Source organism: Stenotrophomonas sp. 2694 (assembly GCF_040548715.1).
Taxonomy (GTDB): Bacteria; Pseudomonadota; Gammaproteobacteria; order Xanthomonadales; family Xanthomonadaceae; genus Stenotrophomonas; species Stenotrophomonas indicatrix.
On sequence record NZ_JBEPSG010000006.1, the window covers coordinates 213,518 to 231,160 of the forward strand.

A 17,643-nucleotide genomic window follows, 5' to 3' on the forward strand; every position below is an offset into this window, starting at 1 on the left:
TTTTATATCGACAAACCCAGCGCAGCTGCCGCGTCGTCCGCCACGCGGTCGAAGCTACCAACCTGCAGCAGCGGATCATCCTCGCCAGCGGTCACACCCGGGTGCATACCCCGAGCCTCGCAGAGGTCAACCTGCCCCATCAATGCCCTGCAGATTGCTTCAGGCGTCATTGCGTCCAGGGAGACTACATTCGCCATGGTTTCATCCAGACGCTTGTTGTCATAGCGATTGGTCACCACGCCCATGCCGAACGCCGCCATTTCCAGCGGGGGATAGCTCGGGTGGGGAGAAACCATCAACGACAGGCCGATGGCAGAGCTGGAAAGCAGTTCTGCATAGGCGTCGATGTCCAGCTTGCCCAGAGCCTTCAGCGCGAATGGTCCCAGGTCGAGGTCCGCCTGCAGTTCACCCGGCGCCGCCACCTCCCACTGCGCCGCGCGCGGATCCTTCCAGCCCCACAGGCGCAAGCCTTCGCAGATCAGCTCGAACGCGTTGCGCGGCGTACCCGGGCGTGCGTAGACAACAATGCGACGCTTGCGCGGGGCCGGTGCCTGTCGAACCTGCTGCAGTGCCGGACGCAGGCCATCATGCAGCACGGGCTCGAACACCGAACGCTGCGTGTAACGCAGGCCATGCTGTTCAAAGAAGTCAGCCAGCAGGCCGGTATTGAAGATGCCGATATCCCGATCACGGCGATAGGTGCTCAATGCCAGTGCGTACTGACTTGACCAGGCATAGAAGCCCGGCTCGAAATCCTGGATCAGGTAGACCATCGGGCGATCAACGCCACCATTTTCCCCCTGCCACTGCGACATGCGCTGGGCCGCGTACGCAGTCCACCAGGCAGTGGCGACCCAGATGTCCTCGTCGGCAACCGGCAGCGTCTTTTGGTAGCGATCGCTGAACGGCACGATCTGGCGCAGCGCCGATGAGGCTTGGTCCGCAGGCACCAGCACATGGTCGGAGAAGCGCGAAAGCGCCTCTTCATCCGGCGAACTGTCTACCAGGATGATCCGCGATGCCGGAAAGTGCCTGCACAGTTCTCGGTAGATCAGCACCGCCGTATGGATGCCACCGAAGTAATGCTGCTTGTTGATCGAGGGCAGCACCAGATTCAGCCGCTGGCCTACCCACGGGTCATGGCGTGGCGTGCAAGGGGTGATCTCGGCGACATTCGTGCTGGGGGTGGGGGTCCCTGGCGCGCTGGCTTCCAGACGAGCGGCGATGCGTCGCAGGAGTTGGCCGATACGGCTCATTGCACGCCCCCACGCAGACGCGGCGATGAGGCCATGTAATCCAGGTTCGGGCTGAAGAACGGATCGCCCTCTTCGCGATAAGGTGAATATGCCTGCGCCGAGCGCACGAAATCACTTTCAGGAATCGCACGCGGGTCGCGAGTCTTGGATTCGTGGTGGATCATCACCGACCGCGCCACGTAGACCGTTGCAAGGCCACGCGCGTGCGCACGCAGGCACAGCTCGACGTCACTTCCGCAGACGATGAAGCTCTCATCGAAACCGCCGAGCAACTCGAACGTATCGCGTGCCACCACCATGCAGGCACCGGTGACAGCGAGAACCTGCCGCTGCAGCACTGGCGACACGAACAGATTCTGGAAGTGGATCGGGGGCTCGCCCTTGAACACGTGGTCGGCCCAGCCACCCATGCCGATCACCACGCCAGCATGCTGGATGGTGCGGTCCCCGTACAACAGCAGCGGACCACACACCCCAACGTCCGGCCGCAACGCGTTCTCGGCCAGCCGCTGCAGCCATTCACCGTCGATCACTTCGGTATCGTTATTGAGAAAGACCAGGACCTCACCACGCGCTTCACGCGCGGCCAGGTTGTTCAGCGCCGACCAGTTGAACGGCACGTCGGCATCGATCACCCGGAAGTTGCGTCGCCGTGACATGGCCTGCAGCCACTGCAGGGTCTCGGGCTGGGTCGATCCGTTGTCGACGACGATGATCTCGAAATCACGGTACTGGGTCTTGGCATACAGCGATTCGACACAGGTCCGCAGCAGGTCAAGCCCATCGCGTGTGGGAATGATGATGCTGGCCAGCGGGCCCTCATCGGCATAGGAATAGCGCACGTCATAGCAGAACAGCTGCTCGCCCTCTTCAACCCGGGCACCCGGGTGGCCGGTCTGCACGTGCTGTTGCAACGCCAACTGGCCGGCGTGATGCGCGTAGGGCTTGGAAGCGGCATTGGCCGCGGTCGACCCGGCATGCGCGCGCCAGTGGTAGAGCACCCGCGGCACATGTGCCACGCGCGCACCTGCTGCCACGCAGCGCAGCACCAGATCATAGTCCTGAGCACCGTCGCAATCACTGCGCAGGCCTCCCAGCCGGCGGACGAGGCCGGACTCGAAACTCACAAGATGGCCCAGATACATCTGCGAAAGGAACAGGTCAGGATTCCAGTCGGGCTTGAAATAGGGATTGCGCAGCCGGCCATCTTCGCCCAGCACGTCGTGGTCGGTGTAGACCACGTCGGCGGACGTTTCCAGATGGCAGGCGACAACGGCCGCCAGCGCGTCCGGCTCCAGCAGGTCGTCGTGATCAAGGAACGTGATCCAGCGACCTTCGGCCAGCGACACCGCTGCATTGGTGGTCGCGGCGATGCCTTGGCGCGTGGCCGAGCGCGAGATCCGCAGGTTCGGCAGCCGCTCGCCAAATTCCTCCAGCACACGCGCGACGTGCGGCTTGTCGGAGGCATCATCATGGACACACAGCTCCCAGTTGCGATAGGTCTGTGCCTCAACGCTGGCCACCGCTTCACGCAGGAACGCCTCCGGCGTGTTGCAGACCGGCATCACGATGCTGATCAGGCCGGCATCGGCCGGCACCGGCAACGGGGGCTGCGCCTTGAACCACCGCTCATAGGCATCGATCGTGGTTGCTGTAATCGCCACCCGATGGCCCCCGTTGGCATAAGCCAGGATGGAGCGCACCAGATGACGCGGCCCTTTGCGCGAAGCGCGCACCAGGGCGGAAAAGATCGAACGCAAGGGAATGCCCTGGCTCTTTGCCCGGCGCAGGCCCCAGTAGATTCCTCTGGTCAGGTTGCGCAGCTTGGACATCAAGTGTTTCCTCTCTTGTTCAGCAGGTACACGCTGCAGAATTGGTAGTGGCTCAAAGGACCGCCCAGCCCAGCAGGATCCCTGCAGCGGCGCCAGCAATGCCTACCAGCAGCATTGCGACCTTCCACTTCCTGCGCGAACGCGCGTAGGCGGCGGCCTGGTATTCGAACTCATCAGCGATCTTCTGCCGGGCCTGCTCGGCACGCTGCTCGATGGCTGATGCCTCCGCGATCAACTGCTCGTTGCGCTCCTTTGCCAGCGCCAGCTCCTCTGCGCCTTCCCGGTCCCGCTGCTCCCATTGCTGCTGCCGCGCCAACCAATCAGCATCGCCTGCGTCCTTGGCCGCCTGCAGCTCCAGCGCATATCGGGCCGTGCCGCCCCATTCGCGCTTGGCAGAGTCCAGGTCCACGATGTAGGCATCCAGTGCGCGCGCGGTCGACTCCCATTCGGCTTCCGAATTGCGCGTACGCACGGCGAGGTCGCGCAGGCCACGGGCCAAGCCCTTCAGCAGCGAGGTGGCCTCTTCGTCCTGCCCAGCCTGGAAGGGCGGATCCGCCCGCAACCGATCGACATCGCTGTCAAGACGCAGTGCCACGCAGTACTCGCGATAGGGCTGGTCGCTATGGTCGCCAGCGAACACGCGGCTGTTGTACAGGCGATCGGCTGCGCTCACCAGCGGTTCCAGCTCGGGGAACTTCACCTTGATGAAATGTGCCCCCATCAGGCTGGACCACAGCTCGGCATTGCCCTGACCGAAACGCAGCACGGTCAAGCCTGCGGCCTCGAATGTGGCCACGATCTCGGCAGTATCGACCAGGCCGAATTCCTTGTGCTCCTGCAACCAGACGTAATCCTCGCCGAACAGCTCGAACCAGCGGTTGTTTGCATCCAGCTCGGCGTCCTTGACCCAAGCCTGCTCCGGCGGGAATCCGACGATGACAGCCCGACCGGCCACGCGCGCCATTTCGGCGGCAGCACGTGCCCGCAGCGGCGCAGGGATGTGCTCGAGCACGTCCAGCGAGACCACCGCGTCAAAACCCTGGTCCGGGAACGGCAGGGCCGTCGCGTCGGCAACGATGAAATCCTTCTCGTCGCCTTCGGCGTGCAGATCGGTGTAAAGGAACGAAGCTTCCGGCAGGAACTGACCCAGCAATCGCTGGCGGTTGGCACCGACCTCGAGAACGCGCGGTGCGGCCAGGTCCAGAGCGTTCAGCAGGTACGCGGCCGCACCGTAACGCTGGTAGTGGTCGAACGGAATATCAAGAAGCGTCGACGTCATGGACCTTCCACTCATGGGGGATATAGACCACGCCTTCACTGAAATACGGCGCGGCCACGGTGAACACGCTGGCTTCGGACAGATAGTCCAGGCATACCAGCCCTTTGTCGGTGAACAGGCCAACATCGATACGATAGGTACCGGTGAGCAGGGTCATCGACGGGATGTGGTAGGTAACCCGATGAGACCCGCGTGAAGTCGGGATCTGCACGCGCTCGAGATAGGTATTGGGTCCGAAGATGTGCAGACCATCCATGCCCTTGATGGCCACCCCCAGCAACAGCCCCTGCACTGCCTCGTCGACCACCGTGTAGCTGATGTCAACGCTCAGCGGCTCGAACGGCGCAAGCATGTCAGTGCTCAACGCAACCGTCTCCAGATGCGCGGGGATGCTGTCCGGACGCGGTGTGCGGCACGACTCGGTCGCCGCCTCGCTGGCCTGTTCGCGCCCCAGCTCGTAATCGCGGAAACGGTCGGCGACAAAACTCGCCTCACCGTGGAGCTTGACCTTGCCACCTTCCAGCCACAGCGCTGTCTGGCAGAAACGCTTGACCTGCTCCAACGAATGGGAGACGAACAGAATCGTGGCGCCCCGCGCGCGGATCTGCTCGATCCTTGCCAGGCACTTCATCTGGAAGCGGATGTCTCCCACCGACAGCGCTTCATCAATGATCAACACGTCCGGCTCGGTATGGATGGCCACGGAGAATGCCAGGCGCACGTACATGCCGCTGGAATAGGTCTTGACCGGCCGATCGAAGAAGTCGCCGATGTCGGCGAAGGCGATGATCGACTCCAGCTTGTCGTCCACTTCCTTGCGGCTCAAGCCAAGCAGGGAAGCACTCAGGTAGACATTGTCTCGACCCGAGAAATCCGGATTGAATCCTGCACCGAGTTCGAGCAAGGCCGCAAAACGGCCATGGATGGCGACCGTGCCGGAGGTCGGACGAACGGTGCCGCACAGAATCTGCAGCAAGGTGGATTTACCGGCGCCATTGCGACCGATGATGCCGACGGTTTCGCCTCTGGGTACCACCAGGTTGACACCGTCCAAGGCGCGGAACGTCCGGCTGGCGCGGTCACCTGAAGGTTTGAGCAGCGAAAGCAAGCGATCACGTGGGCTGGCGTAGACCGGGTAATCCTTGGTCACGCCCCGCACTTCGATGGCCGCATCGGCGCTGCCCTGCGTCGGGACGGGCTGCGTATTGTTCATAGGACGTCCGAAAAACCGCGCGACAAGCGACGGAATAGAGCGTAGGCAACCATGGCCGCCACAATCGACAGCAGGAAATGCGGCAGCAGCACGGCCAGGTCGGGGGCCGTGTTCTGCAAGGTCACCGCTCGCAACTGTTCGATTGGAGTCACCAGCGGATTGAAGTACACCAGCCCCTTCGCAGCTTCCGGCATCGCATGTGCCGGAAAGAAGATCGGACTAAGGAACAGCAGCACACTACTGAGGATACCGACGAACTGGCCGATGTCGCGCAGGTAAACACCCAATGCCGACAGCGACCAGGCGATGGCCAGCAGCATGGGGGTCATTTCCAGAAGGATCAGCGGCGAGACCAGTGCCCACGGAGACGGCGGACCCGACTGCCAGGTCAACACAATCAGCAGAATGGCCAAGCCGATGCCCGAAGTGGTCAGCGCGGCCGCGACCTTCACCATTGACAGGACTGGAAGCGGGAACACCACCTTCTTAACGAAGTTGGGTTGACCGGCGATGATGCCCGGCGCAGTGATCAGTACTTCTGACAACAACGTGAACGGTACGAGGCCGGCAAACAACATCAACGCGAAATCACCGGTGGATTCGGCGCCAGCCCATCGGGCCTTGAAGACGCCACTGAATACCAACGTATAGACGCTCAGCATCAGCAGCGGCTGCAACACCAGCCACAACACACCGAGCACGGTGGTGCGATACCGCGCTGCCAACTCGCGCCCCAGCAGCTGGCGGAACAGGAACAGGAGATTGGCATGCTTCTGCATGGATCAGCGATTCCCTGCTTCCAGCGCCCGCTCAAGATCCACCTGCAGATCCCCCAGGTCCTCAACACCCACGCTCAGCCTTACCAGTGCATCACTGATGCCCAGCTGCTCGCGGCGTGCCACCGGGATCGACGCATGGGTCATCACCGCCGGGTGGTTCACCAGGCTTTCCACCCCGCCCAGCGACTCGGCCAGGGTGAACAGTTCGGTCTTCTCGCAGAAGCGCTTGGCCGCGTCGAAACCACCCTTCAGCACGATCGAGACGATGCCGCCGTAGCCGGCCATCTGCTTGCCCGCCAGCTCATGCTGCGGGTGCGAGGCCAGGCCCGGATAGATCACCTTCTCCACCGCCGGGTGCTTTTCAAGCCACTGTGCGAGCGCCATCGCGTTGGCGCAGTGCGCCTTCATGCGCAGCGGCAGGGTCTTCAGACCGCGCAGGGCCAGGAAGCTGTCGAACGGGCCCTGCACGCCACCGATGGAGTTCTGCAGGAAGGCCATCTGCTCGGCCAGTTCGGCGTTGTCGCCGACCACGACCATGCCACCGACCATGTCCGAATGGCCGTTGAGGTACTTGGTGGCCGAATGCAGCACCAGGTCCGCGCCCAGCTCCAGCGGACGCTGCAGCATCGGCGAGGCGAAGGTGTTGTCGACCACTACGATCAGGCCATGGCGCTTGGCGATGGCGGCGACCGCGGCGATGTCCACGATCTTCAGCATCGGATTGGTCGGGGTCTCGATCCAGACCATCTTGGTCTTCGGCGTGATCGCCGCTTCGAAGGCCGCCAGATCGGTCAGGTCGACGAAGCTGAAGTCCAGCGCAGCGGTGCGGCGACGCACGCGCTCGAACAGGCGGAAGCTGCCGCCATAGATGTCGTCCATCGCCACCACGTGGCTGCCGGCATCCAGCAGCTCGATCACGGTGGAGCTGGCAGCCATGCCCGACGCGAAGGCGAAGCCACGGGTGCCACCTTCCAGCGAGGCCACGCAACGCTCGTAGGCGAAGCGGGTCGGGTTGTGGGTACGCGAATACTCGAAGCCCTGGTGCTCGCCCGGGCTGGACTGCGCGTAGGTCGAGGTGGCGTAGATCGGCGGCATCACCGCGCCGGTGCTCGGGTCGGGCGACTGGCCGCCATGGATGGCCAGGGTGGCCAGCGCCAGCGCGCGGTCCGGGGAAGAAGCGTTGGACATGTCGTTTCCTGATTGGCGCCGATGACCGGCGCCGTCGAAGGAGCGGGAGTCTATCAGCGCGGCCTTAACGAGCTTTGACGCGGATAAACCGGGATTCAGCAGCGATCTGCGGCGATAAACGCCTTACTGAACGCGCCGACGCAGGTAATTCAGCAGGTCGATGCGGGTGATCAGGCCGAGGAAGGTGTCACCGTCCATCACGATGGCCACCTGGCCGCGGTCGAACACCGGCAGCAGCGCCTCGATCGGCGACTTCACGTCCAGCCGGTCCAGCTTGCTGACCATGGCGGTGGCCACCGGGTCGCGGAAGCGTGCTTCGTCGCCGTAGACGTGCAGCAGCACGTCGCTTTCGTCGACGATGCCGACCAGCTGGTCACCGTCCAGCACCGGCAGCTGCGACACGTCATACAGCTTCATGCGCTGATAGGCGGTGGTCAGCAGGTCGTTCGGGCCGATCACGACGGTGTCGCGCTGGCCGTACGGGCGCAGGATCAGGTCGCGCAGGTCACCGTGCTGCGGGCGCTCAAGGAAGCCGTTGTCCAGCATCCAGTAGTCGTTGTACATCTTCGACAGGTACTTGTTGCCGGTGTCGCAGACCAGCACCAGCACCTTCTTCGGCGTGGTCTGCTCCTTGCAGTACTTCAGCGCCGCCGCCAGCAGGGTGCCGGTCGAGGAGCCACCGAGGATGCCTTCCTTGCCCAGCAGCTCACGCGCGGTATGGAAGCTCTCCGCATCGGTGATGGCGTAGGCCTTCTTCACACGGCTGAAATCGGAGATCGAGGGCAGGAAATCCTCGCCGATGCCTTCCACCAGCCAGCTGCCCGACTTGTCGTTGAGCACGCCGTCGTTGATGTACTCGGCCAGGATGGAGCCGACCGGGTCGGCCAGCACCAGCTCGGTCTTCGGCGACAGCGTGGCGAAGGCGCGCGAGAGGCCGGTCATGGTGCCGGAGCTGCCGCAGCCGAACACGATGGCATCCAGATCGCCATCCATCTGCTCGAGGATCTCCGGGCCGGTGCCGAATTCATGCGCGGCCGGGTTGTCCGGGTTGCCGAACTGGTTGACGAAGTAGGCGCCCGGGGTCTGCTCGGCGATGGTCTTGGCCAGGTCCTGGTAGTACTCCGGGTGGCCTTTGGCCACGTCCGAGCGGGTCAGGCGCACTTCGGCACCCATCGCCTTCAGGTTGAAGATCTTTTCCCGGCTCATCTTGTCCGGGACCACCAGGATCAGCTTGTAGCCCTTCTGCTGGGCCACCAGCGCCAGGCCCAGGCCGGTATTGCCGGCGGTGCCTTCCACCAGGGTGGCGCCGGGCTTGAGGTCGCCGCGCTTCTCTGCCGCTTCGATCATCGACAGGCCGATGCGATCCTTGATCGATCCGCCCGGGTTGGCGCTTTCGAGCTTCAGGTAGAGCTCGCAGACGCCAGCATCCAGGCGCTGGGCCTTGACGATAGGGGTCTGGCCGATGAGTTCGAGGACGGAAGAATGGATGGGCATTCGGGGGACTTCGGTTCGCGCCACACAGGGCCGGACCGGTGATTATCCGACGGATGGCGACGAAAGTCAGGAGCCGTTTCTGTAGCGCCGGGCCATGCCCGGCGGGAGGCGTGCTGACCCACGGTCGGCACCCACCAGCTCGGCTGGCGGCCCAAGGGGATGCGGACGGCCCCGGATCGACGAGGAGACCGGTACCGCCCGCATCGGGGGACGTGCCTGCGGGGCCAAGGCACCACCGCGTGTGGTGCCTTGGCGCGACGCCTGCGTTCAGCGGCGCCGCGTTGCCAGGTCAGGAGAGCCTGGCAGGGCCATCGATGGCCAGGTCATGCCATTCCGGGCACGACAGGGGTGCGTCAATGCGTGGGGGACGAGGTTGCGAGCGGTGTTTCGTACATTCGCAGAAGGCGTTGCTTGGCCAGCAGCTTCTCGCGCTTCATTCGACCCAGGGTGACATCATCGATCGGGAGTACACCCAACTCCGCATCCATGCACTTCTTGTTCAACTTGCGGTGCTGGTCATGGAGTGCCCGGAACTCCGGATCGCGCGCGCGACGGGCGTCGATCTCGCTCTGGGGCTGATCTTCAAACATGATGGACCTCCTTCGACAGATACACGAACGCCCCGGCCGCGAGGCACGGGGCGTTGTTCATGGAGGAGTGCCGGTCGATGCCCACATGGGTGCCCACAACGACGTGCGGCACTGGCCTGCGCACTTCGATCTGCTGCGGTTCGCGCCCTGCTTGCATCGGCCCGGCCCTCCCATCGTCCGGTCCGCGTTATTGCGTCCCGGACAATTGACCCTACGCTTGCTCTGGACGGGGTTCAAGCCCCTGCGGCAAAAAGACCGAACCCCGCCGAGGCGGGGTTCAGGCTGAATACTCAACACAACGAAAAACAAACAATATCAATCAATTACGGCGCGATGACGACCTCGGCCGAGCGGGCCCGGGTGGAGGCGGCCTTCTTCCCAGCCACCTGGATCCGGCTGCTGGCGACACCGGCCGACACCAGCGCGTCGCGCAGTGCCTCGGCGCGCTTCTGGCCGACGCCATTGGCGCTGTCATAGGCTTCGATGCGGATCCTGCCCTTCTTGCCGATGTTCACGTACTCGGCCAGGGCCTTGGCCTGGTTGCGGGCGCCACCGGACAGGCTCGAGGCCCCGGCCGCAAACGCGTCACCGGCAAAGGTGAAGACCTCGCCGCGGCCATCGAACTTCGAGCCCGGCAGTTTCTGCCCGGACACCAGCTCGGCTTCCTCACGGGCCAGCTTGGCCGCGTTCTGCTGGGCCGAGCTGAGGCGCTGCTGCTGCTTGCCGGCCACGCTGGTCAGGGCGTTCTCGGCATCCTGGCGGGCCAGGGTCTCGGCCTCGGCCGCCTGGCGCAGGCGTTCGGCCTCTTCTGCCTGCATCTGCGCCTGCATGCGCAGCTGTTCGGCTTCCTGGCGGGCACGGGCGGCATCGCGGCGGCTGGCCTCGATCAGCAGATCGCCGCGGGTGCGCTCCAGGCGGTCGACCTCGCGCGCGGCCAGCGCAGCCCGCACGGCGGTCTCGGCGATCTCGACCCGGCGCTCGGCCAGATAGGTCGCCAGCTCCTGGTCACGGCGCTTGGCCTTTTCCAGGGTGGCGATGGCCTGCTGCGCCTGCATGCGCTCGAAGGCGCCCAGTTCGGCGGTGTCCGGATTGGCCTGGATCGCCATCAGGCGCTGGCTCAGCTGGCCGACCATCGGGTTGTCAGCGGCCAGTGCCAGCGTCGGCAGGGCCAGCAGCGTGGCCAGGGTCAGCGCGGAAATCGTCTTCATCGGCGGTCCTCCCCGGTCGACAACTGGCGCTGCAGCTGGTTGACCTCGTTGCGGCGCAGCTGCAGCTGTGCGGTCGCCGTGGCTTCCTCGCTGCGGGCACGGGCCAGATCGGCGTCAACGGCGGCACGCAGGGCCAGCGCCGGTGCGTTCTTGCGCTCGCGGCGGTCGCCAGCGGCACGCTGGGCCTGCTCCAGCCCTTGGCGGGCCAACCCGATCAGGTCCGGGGCGTACTGGTCGGCGTCGGCCTGGGTGGCCTTGTCCACCGCCTGCCGGGCCTGGGCCAGTTCCAACGCGCCATCCTGCGCCCAGGCGGGAGCAGAGAGTGCGAATGCAAACGCCATCACATACAGGCTGTGGCGCATTCGTGCGAAGCTAAGTCGTTTCATTGGGGAGGCCGTACCGGTTGTCGGTTCGCGGCCATTGTCGTCAAGCCGGTACCGTGCTTGCAACGGGCACCGGCAGTTTCGTTGGGGAAAATTCGCAATGGATATCGGCTACTTCCTGAAGCTGATGACCGAAAAGAACGCTTCGGACATGTTCTTGACCACCGGCGCGCCGGTGTACATCAAGATCGAGGGCAAGCTGTATCCGCTCGGCAATACCGGCCTGCCGCCGGGAATGGTGAAAAAGATCGCCTACTCGCTGATGGACGAGGGCCAGGTGCCGCAGTTCGAGCGCGAGCTGGAACTCAACATGGCCATCGCCCTGGCCGATGCCGGGCGTTTCCGCGTCAACGTGTTCAAGCAGCGCGGTGAAGTGGGCATGGTCATCCGCGCGATCCGCAGCCGGATTCCGAGCATCGAAGAGCTCAACCTGCCGCAGGTGCTGAAAGACGTCATCATGACCCCGCGTGGGCTGGTGCTGGTGGTGGGGTCCACCGGCTCGGGCAAGTCCACCTCGCTGGCGTCGATGATCGACCATCGCAACAGCACCACCACCGGTCACATCCTCACCATCGAGGACCCGATCGAATACCTGCACAAGCACAAGATGTCCATCGTCAACCAGCGCGAGGTCGGGCTCGATACCCATGCCTTCCACAATGCGCTGAAGAACGCGATGCGTGAAGCGCCGGACGTGATCCTGATCGGCGAGATCCTGGATGCCGAAACGATGGAGGCGGCGATCGCCTTCGCCGAAACCGGGCACCTGTGCCTGGCCACCCTGCACTCCAACAACGCCGACCAGACCATCGAGCGCATCCTCAACTTCTTCCCGGAAAGCGCGCACAAGAACGTGCTGATGAACCTGGCGCTGAACCTGCGTGCGGTGATCAGCCAGCGTCTGGTGAAGAACAAGGAGGGGCGCCGCCTGCCGGCCACCGAAGTACTGATCAACACGCCGATGATCCGCGACCTGCTGCGTCGCGGCCAGGTACACGAGATCAAGGCGGCGATGGAGGCTTCGCTGGAAGAAGGCATGGAGAGCTTCGACCAGTGCCTGTTCCGGTTGGCCAAGAACGGCACCATCGATCAGGAAGAAGCACTGCGCGCGGCCGACTCGCGCGATGGCCTGGCGCTGAAGTTCCGCCTGTCAGAAGGCGGCAGCGGCGAGCACGATCCGTATGCGGACTTCTCGGCCGGCGCGCCGAGCATTACCCACGGGTTCTGACGGCGCGCCCGCCAGGCATGGCCCGGCGCTACCGGACGCGTGGTGGTAGCGCCGGTCCATGCCCGGCGGAATCCTGAAGAGTTAAGGGGCGGTCTCATCCAATGAGACCCCTCGTGCGTAGGTTTCTTCAATGGAAACCATACGCAAGCTGGCCATCCTTGCAGATGCCGCCAAGTACGATGCCTCCTGCGCCTCCAGTGGTGCGGGCAAGCGCGATTCGCGCGCCTCCGGCGGCATCGGCAGTACCGAGGGCATGGGCATCTGCCACAGCTACACGCCCGATGGCCGCTGCGTGTCGCTGCTGAAGATCCTGCTGACCAACTTCTGCGTGTACGACTGCGCCTATTGCGTGAACCGGGTGTCCAGCAACGTGCCGCGCGCGCGTTTCAGCGTGGACGAGGTGGTCACGCTCACCCTGGACTTCTACAAGCGCAATTACATCGAAGGGCTGTTTCTTTCCAGCGGCATCATCCGCAACGCGGACTACACGATGGAGCGCATGGTGGAGGTGGCTCGTCGGCTGCGCGAGGAGCACCGATACGCCGGCTACATCCACCTGAAAACGATCCCCGAGGCATCGCCAGAACTTCTGGCCGCTGCGGGTCGTTACGCCGATCGCCTGTCGATCAATGTCGAACTGCCCACCGAGGCGGGCCTGGCCACCCTCGCCCCGGAAAAGACCAGCACATCGATCCGCGGCGCGATGGGTGAACTGCGCTGGCGCATCGAAGAAGCCAAGGAGGCCCGCAAGGCGCCGGCAGTGATCGCACCGGTTTCCAGCCGCGGCGCGCGTCCTCGCCCTCCCCGCTTTGCACCCGCCGGGCAGAGCACGCAGATGATCGTCGGCGCCGACGGTGCCAGCGACCAGCAGATCCTGACCAGTGCCGACAGCCTCTACGGCAACTACCGCATGCGGCGGGTGTACTACTCCGCCTTCAGCCCGATTCCCGATGCGAGCCGCCAGCTGCCGCTGCAGCCTCCTCCGCTGCAGCGCGAGCACCGGCTGTACCAGGCCGACTGGCTGCTGCGCTTCTACGGCTACGGCGTGGAGGAGATCACCGACACCACCCAGGGTGGCATGCTGGATCTGGACATCGATCCGAAGATGGCCTGGGCGATCCGCCATCCCGAACGCTTCCCGGTGGACCTGAATCTTGCTCCGAAGGAGCTGCTGCTGCGGGTGCCAGGCCTGGGAGTGCGCAACGTCAAGCGCGTGTTGATGGCACGCCGCCACGGTCGCCTGCGGGTGGCCGACGTTGCCCGACTGAAGGCGCCGATGAGCAAACTGCTGCCGTTCGTGCAGCTGGCCGACCACCATCCGCGCAGTGCGCTGGATGATCCGGCGGCGCTGCGCGCGAAGCTGGCGCCACCACCCCGCCAGGGCTCGCTGTTCGATGCCACGCCCGCTGCCTGAGCTGCAGCGCTGGTCGCTGCGCGTAGACCCGCCGTGGTCGCTGGATGCCTGGCGCGGTGCGGCGCGTGAGGCCTTGCTGCGCGGGGTGCTGCCGGAACAGCTGGACTGGATCACGGGCAGCGAAGCGTCGCTGCTGGACGCGCCGGCGGTGCAGCAGGCGCCACTGCTCGACGGCGCCACCGTCCCGAACGTGCCGCGCGACTTCGTCGAACTGGCCGCTACCTGCCTGTGCCATCGCGATCCGCAGCGCCTGCCGCTGCTGTACCGCCTGCTGTGGCGCATCGCGCATGGCGAACGCACGGTGCTGTCCAACCCGGCCGACGCCGATGTGTTGCGGTTGATGGCGCTGGCGCAGGCGGTGCGCCGCGACACGCACAAGATGAAGGCCTTCGTACGCTTCCGGGAGGTGCCCGGCGAGACCGACGCGTTCATCGCCTGGTTCGAGCCCGATCACAACATCGTCGACCGGATCGCGCCGTTTTTCGCCCGCCGTTTTGCCGGCATGCGCTGGGCGATCCTGACACCCGCGCGCAGTGTCCGCTGGGATGGCAGCGCGCTCTCATTCGGTGATGGCGGCAGCCGTCGCGATGCACCCGCCGAAGACGCCCGTGAGACGCTGTGGCAGACCTATTACGCCAGCATCTTCAATCCGGCCCGGCTCAACACGCGGATGATGCAGCAGGAAATGCCCGCCCGTTACTGGAAGCATCTTCCCGAAGCGCACCTGTTGCCGGGTCTTGTGCGCGACGCAGCCGGCCGCGTGCAGGAGATGCATGATCGACCGGCACAGGCACCGCAGCGACGTATTCCCGCACGGCCGAATGATGCAACCGATGCCGCTGCGGACAATGGCAGCCTGCAGGCGCTGCGCCAGCAGGCCGCCGTCTGCCGGCAGTGCCCGCTGTGGGAAGCGTCGACCCAGACCGTGTTCGGCGAAGGTCGTGCCGATGCACGCATCATGCTGGTGGGCGAACAGCCCGGTGATGTCGAGGACCTGAGTGGGCGCCCCTTCGCCGGGCCGGCGGGCAAGCTGCTGGACCGTGCGCTGCAGGAGCTGGGCATCGAACGCAGCGCCCTGTACCTGACCAACGCGGTGAAGCACTTCCATCACGAGCGCCGAGGCAAGGTGCGCCTGCATAAGCGCCCTGAGAGCCGCCATGTGCATGCCTGCCGGCCGTGGCTGCAGGGCGAGATCGCACGGGTGAAGCCGCAGGTGATCGTCTGTCTCGGCGCCACGGCGGCCTCGTCCGTATTTGGTCGCGACTTCAACCTGACGCGCGACCGTGGCCGCTGGCTCACGCTCGAGGATGGCACCCGGGGGTACGCCACCGTGCATCCTGCCTGGGTACTGCGGCAAAAGGATGATACGCGGCGCGAGGACGCCTACCGGCTGTTCCGCGACGACCTGCGGCAACTGCTGGCGGCCGATTCCGCGCCCACCGGGCATGGCCCGGCGCTACCGCGCGCCGGAGACCGGTAGCGCCGGGCCATGCCCGGCGAGCACAGCGGGACGTCAGGCGGCGTCGATCTGGTTTTCGGGGCGTGCAGCGATGAAGGCATCCAGCTGCTGGCAGGCCGCTTCAATGCGGCGCAGTGTGGGGTATGCCGCCAGGTCCAGGCCGAAGCGATGGGCGTTGTACAGCTGCGGCAACAGGCAGATGTCGGCCAGGCCCGGACGGTCACCGTGGCAGAACGTACCGGTGTCAGCACTGTCGGCCAGCATCGTTTCCATCGCGGCGAAGCCCTCGGCCATCCAGTGCAGGGTCCACTGCGTGCGTGCATCGGCCGGCAACTGCAGATCGCGCTCGAGGTACTGCATCACCCGCAGGTTGTTGATCGGGTGGATGTCGCAGGCTACCAGCTGCGCCAGCGCCCGCACCCGTGCGCGGCCAGCGGCATCGGCCGGCAGCAACGGCACCTGCGGGAACCGCTCTTCCAGATACTCCAGGATCGCCAGCGACTGGGTCAGCACGTGGCTGTCATGCAGCAGCGTGGGCACCAGCTGCTGCGGGTTGAGCCCGCGATAGGCGTCATGGTGCTGCTCGCCGCCCTCGCGCACCAGATGCACCGGTCGTGCTTCGAAGGCCAGGCCTTTCAAGGCCAGGCCGATGCGCACGCGGTAGGCGGCGCTGGATCGCCAGTAGGTGTACAGCACGATGCCGTCGTCGACCGGAATCTCCATCGCCGCCTCCATGCTCAGGGCTTGGCCGCCTGTTCGATGCGCTGCTCGATCGCACCGAAGATGCTGTTGCCGGCGGCATCGAGCATCTCGATGCGCACCACGTCGCCGAAGGACATGAACGGCGTGCTCGGCTTGCCGTCGCGCAGGGTTTCCACCACGCGCTGTTCGGCGAAGCACGAAGCACCCTTGCTGGTGTCTTCGTTGGCGATGGTGCCCGAGCCGACGATGGTGCCGGCACTGAGCGGGCGCGTCTTCGCCGCGTGCGCGACCAGCTGGGCGAAGTTGAACTGCATGTCGACACCCGCTTCCGGCGCACCGAACCACGTCCCGTTGATGTGGGTCAGCAGCGGCAGGTGCACCTTGCTGTCCTGCCAGGCAGCGCCCAGTTCGTCGGGAGTGACGAACACCGGCGACAACGCCGAGCGCGGCTTGGACTGCAGGAAGCCGAAGCCCTTGGCCAGTTCGCCCGGGATCAGGTTGCGCAGCGAGACGTCGTTGACCAGGCCGATCAGCTGGATGTGGCCGGCGGCCTGCTCCGGGGTGGCGGCCATCGGCACGTCGTCGGTGATCACCACGATCTCCGCTTCCAGATCGATGCCGTAGTCCTCGCTGACCACCTTGACCGCATCGCGCGGGCCATGGAAACCGGCGCTGGTGGCCTGGTACATCAGCGGATCACTGTAGAAGCTCTCCGGGACCTCGGCGCCGCGGGCGCGACGTACGCGCTCGACGTGTGGCAGGTAGGCGCTGCCATCAACGAATTCATAGGCGCGCGGCATCGGCGCGGCCAGAGCCTGCGGGTCCAGGTCGAACACGCCATCGGCGTCACCGGCATTGAGCGACTCATACAGCGCATTCAGACGCGGGGCCAGATGGCTCCAGTCCTCCAGGGCCAACTGCAGGGTGGCGGCGATGCCGGTGGCGCGCACGCCGTGGCGCAGGTCACGCGAGACGACGATCAGGGTGCCGTCGCGGCCGCCTTCCTTCAAGGAACCAAGCTTCATGGTGGGTGTCCGGAGTCGTGGGCAAACAAGTTTCAAGTGTAATCAAATAAGCAGCGTAGCCAAGCTGCAGCGCGGCATCGCCTCACCCTACCGCAGGAGGGGGGCGGCAGGGTTGCACCCTGCACCGGCTTCAAGCCAGAGCAACGGCCGGAGCAACTGCCGGAGCAACTGCAACAGCCGGCTCTGGGTTTTCTGCGGGTTGGGCGGGGCGGTATGGGGCTGCAGGACACGCCGTAAACCCATCCATGGGGGCTCGATGGCGCCATCCATGGCGCCAACGGTCCTGCAGCCCCATACCGCCCCGCCCTCGACAGTTTCCCGATGACGGTGGTAGATCCATGCCATGCGTGGATGAATTTCCAACGAAATCGAATATTTCGACAATTGAACGAAGAGCATCCACGCATGGCGTGGATCTACCGTGTCGACCAAGGTCGACACCCACCAGGAGCGGGCCATGCCATTCCGACAGATCGCGGAAACCTGTCGAAGGCGGGGTGGGGGGGGGGGGGGGGGGGGGGGGGGGGGGGGGGGGGGGGGGGCGGCGACCACAGCGCAGGATGTACGCGGCCCCCCCCCCCCCCCCCCCCCCC

At 65.1% G+C, this 17,643-nt stretch carries 15 protein-coding genes and 1 pseudogene; 3 read left to right on the forward strand and 13 right to left on the reverse strand.

Annotated features, from left to right (window positions below; genetic code table 11):
* Positions 1-2: 2 nt before the first annotated feature.
* The 11 genes and pseudogenes from ABIA73_RS10265 to ABIA73_RS10315 form a co-directional block, all read right to left on the reverse strand.
* Positions 3-1,256 (reverse strand): rhamnosyltransferase WsaF family glycosyltransferase, encoded by a 1,254-nt coding sequence (locus ABIA73_RS10265; protein ID WP_218788613.1) that lies wholly within the window; start codon positions 1,254-1,256, stop codon positions 3-5.
* Positions 1,253-2,899: a glycosyltransferase family 2 protein gene (locus tag ABIA73_RS10270; protein ID WP_025878459.1), complete on the reverse strand. Its 1,647-nt coding sequence runs from the start codon at positions 2,897-2,899 to the stop codon at positions 1,253-1,255. The genes ABIA73_RS10265 and ABIA73_RS10270 overlap by 4 nt, the downstream gene beginning before the upstream one ends.
* Positions 2,900-3,140: 241 nt before the next feature.
* Entirely contained in the window at positions 3,141-4,052 is a 912-nt protein-coding gene (locus ABIA73_RS10275; protein ID WP_025878458.1) for a hypothetical protein, read from the reverse strand.
* Positions 4,053-4,100: 48 nt separating this feature from the next.
* Positions 4,101-4,382: pseudogene (locus ABIA73_RS10280) on the reverse strand (class I SAM-dependent methyltransferase); the annotation flags it as partial.
* Entirely contained in the window at positions 4,348-5,580 is a 1,233-nt protein-coding gene (locus ABIA73_RS10285) for an ABC transporter ATP-binding protein (protein ID WP_025878457.1), read from the reverse strand. The gene ABIA73_RS10285 and the pseudogene ABIA73_RS10280, both read right to left, overlap by 35 nt.
* Positions 5,577-6,359 (reverse strand): ABC transporter permease, encoded by a 783-nt coding sequence (locus tag ABIA73_RS10290; RefSeq protein WP_080278351.1) that lies wholly within the window; start codon positions 6,357-6,359, stop codon positions 5,577-5,579. The genes ABIA73_RS10285 and ABIA73_RS10290 overlap by 4 nt, the downstream gene beginning before the upstream one ends.
* Before the next feature lie 3 nt (positions 6,360-6,362).
* Positions 6,363-7,547, reverse strand: coding sequence for a cystathionine gamma-synthase (locus ABIA73_RS10295; RefSeq protein ID WP_025878455.1), 1,185 nt, complete (start codon positions 7,545-7,547; stop codon positions 6,363-6,365).
* A 123-nt stretch (positions 7,548-7,670) separates the two neighbouring features.
* The gene (locus ABIA73_RS10300; protein WP_025878454.1) at positions 7,671-9,041 is read right to left on the reverse strand and encodes a pyridoxal-phosphate dependent enzyme; all 1,371 of its coding nucleotides are present in this window, start codon (positions 9,039-9,041) and stop codon (positions 7,671-7,673) included.
* 353 nt (positions 9,042-9,394) lie between these two features.
* Positions 9,395-9,631, reverse strand: coding sequence for an HP1242/YdcH family protein (locus tag ABIA73_RS10305; protein WP_025878453.1), 237 nt, complete (start codon positions 9,629-9,631; stop codon positions 9,395-9,397).
* Positions 9,632-9,954: 323 nt separating this feature from the next.
* Positions 9,955-10,839, reverse strand: a complete 885-nt coding sequence (locus ABIA73_RS10310; protein ID WP_025878452.1) for an OmpA family protein — start codon at positions 10,837-10,839, stop codon at positions 9,955-9,957.
* Entirely contained in the window at positions 10,836-11,201 is a 366-nt protein-coding gene (locus ABIA73_RS10315; protein ID WP_099820401.1) for a DUF4398 domain-containing protein, read from the reverse strand. The genes ABIA73_RS10310 and ABIA73_RS10315 overlap by 4 nt, the downstream gene beginning before the upstream one ends.
* A gap of 121 nt (positions 11,202-11,322) precedes the next feature.
* Here ABIA73_RS10315 and ABIA73_RS10320 point away from each other — a divergent pair, with 121 nt between their 5' ends.
* From ABIA73_RS10320 to ABIA73_RS10330, 3 genes are all read left to right on the forward strand, one after another.
* Positions 11,323-12,450 carry a PilT/PilU family type 4a pilus ATPase gene (locus tag ABIA73_RS10320; protein ID WP_025878450.1) on the forward strand — a complete coding sequence of 376 codons (1,128 nt, stop codon included), beginning with the start codon at positions 11,323-11,325 and terminating at the stop codon, positions 12,448-12,450.
* 130 nt (positions 12,451-12,580) lie between these two features.
* Positions 12,581-13,864, forward strand: coding sequence for a putative DNA modification/repair radical SAM protein (locus ABIA73_RS10325; protein WP_105163373.1), 1,284 nt, complete (start codon positions 12,581-12,583; stop codon positions 13,862-13,864).
* Positions 13,845-15,344, forward strand: a complete 1,500-nt coding sequence (locus ABIA73_RS10330; protein ID WP_354275733.1) for a UdgX family uracil-DNA binding protein — start codon at positions 13,845-13,847, stop codon at positions 15,342-15,344. Before ABIA73_RS10325 ends, ABIA73_RS10330 begins: the two co-directional genes overlap by 20 nt.
* A gap of 33 nt (positions 15,345-15,377) precedes the next feature.
* Here the strand turns inward: ABIA73_RS10330 and maiA are convergent, their stop codons facing one another.
* Positions 15,378-16,046, reverse strand: coding sequence for a maleylacetoacetate isomerase (maiA, locus tag ABIA73_RS10335; RefSeq protein ID WP_218788609.1), 669 nt, complete (start codon positions 16,044-16,046; stop codon positions 15,378-15,380).
* Between the two features lie 14 nt (positions 16,047-16,060).
* Positions 16,061-17,050 (reverse strand): fumarylacetoacetate hydrolase family protein, encoded by a 990-nt coding sequence (locus tag ABIA73_RS10340; RefSeq protein WP_025878446.1) that lies wholly within the window; start codon positions 17,048-17,050, stop codon positions 16,061-16,063.
* Between the last annotated feature and the right edge of the window lie 593 nt (positions 17,051-17,643).

Coding starts and splice junctions, on each gene's coding strand:
- ABIA73_RS10265 (WP_218788613.1), bottom strand. CDS start 1,256: ATGAGCCGTATCGGCCAACTCCTGCGACGCATCGCCGCTCGTCTGGAA.
- ABIA73_RS10275 (WP_025878458.1), bottom strand. CDS start 4,052: ATGGCGCGCGTGGCCGGTCGGGCTGTCATCGTCGGATTCCCGCCGGAG.
- ABIA73_RS10285 (WP_025878457.1), bottom strand. CDS start 5,580: ATGAACAATACGCAGCCCGTCCCGACGCAGGGCAGCGCCGATGCGGCC.
- ABIA73_RS10290 (WP_080278351.1), bottom strand. CDS start 6,359: ATGCAGAAGCATGCCAATCTCCTGTTCCTGTTCCGCCAGCTGCTGGGG.
- ABIA73_RS10295 (WP_025878455.1), bottom strand. CDS start 7,547: ATGTCCAACGCTTCTTCCCCGGACCGCGCGCTGGCGCTGGCCACCCTG.
- ABIA73_RS10300 (WP_025878454.1), bottom strand. CDS start 9,041: ATGCCCATCCATTCTTCCGTCCTCGAACTCATCGGCCAGACCCCTATC.
- ABIA73_RS10305 (WP_025878453.1), bottom strand. CDS start 9,631: ATGTTTGAAGATCAGCCCCAGAGCGAGATCGACGCCCGTCGCGCGCGC.
- ABIA73_RS10310 (WP_025878452.1), bottom strand. CDS start 10,839: ATGAAGACGATTTCCGCGCTGACCCTGGCCACGCTGCTGGCCCTGCCG.
- ABIA73_RS10315 (WP_099820401.1), bottom strand. CDS start 11,201: ATGCGCCACAGCCTGTATGTGATGGCGTTTGCATTCGCACTCTCTGCT.
- ABIA73_RS10320 (WP_025878450.1), top strand. CDS start 11,323: ATGGATATCGGCTACTTCCTGAAGCTGATGACCGAAAAGAACGCTTCG.
- ABIA73_RS10325 (WP_105163373.1), top strand. CDS start 12,581: ATGGAAACCATACGCAAGCTGGCCATCCTTGCAGATGCCGCCAAGTAC.
- ABIA73_RS10330 (WP_354275733.1), top strand. CDS start 13,845: ATGCCACGCCCGCTGCCTGAGCTGCAGCGCTGGTCGCTGCGCGTAGAC.
- maiA (WP_218788609.1), bottom strand. CDS start 16,046: ATGGAGATTCCGGTCGACGACGGCATCGTGCTGTACACCTACTGGCGA.
- ABIA73_RS10340 (WP_025878446.1), bottom strand. CDS start 17,050: ATGAAGCTTGGTTCCTTGAAGGAAGGCGGCCGCGACGGCACCCTGATC.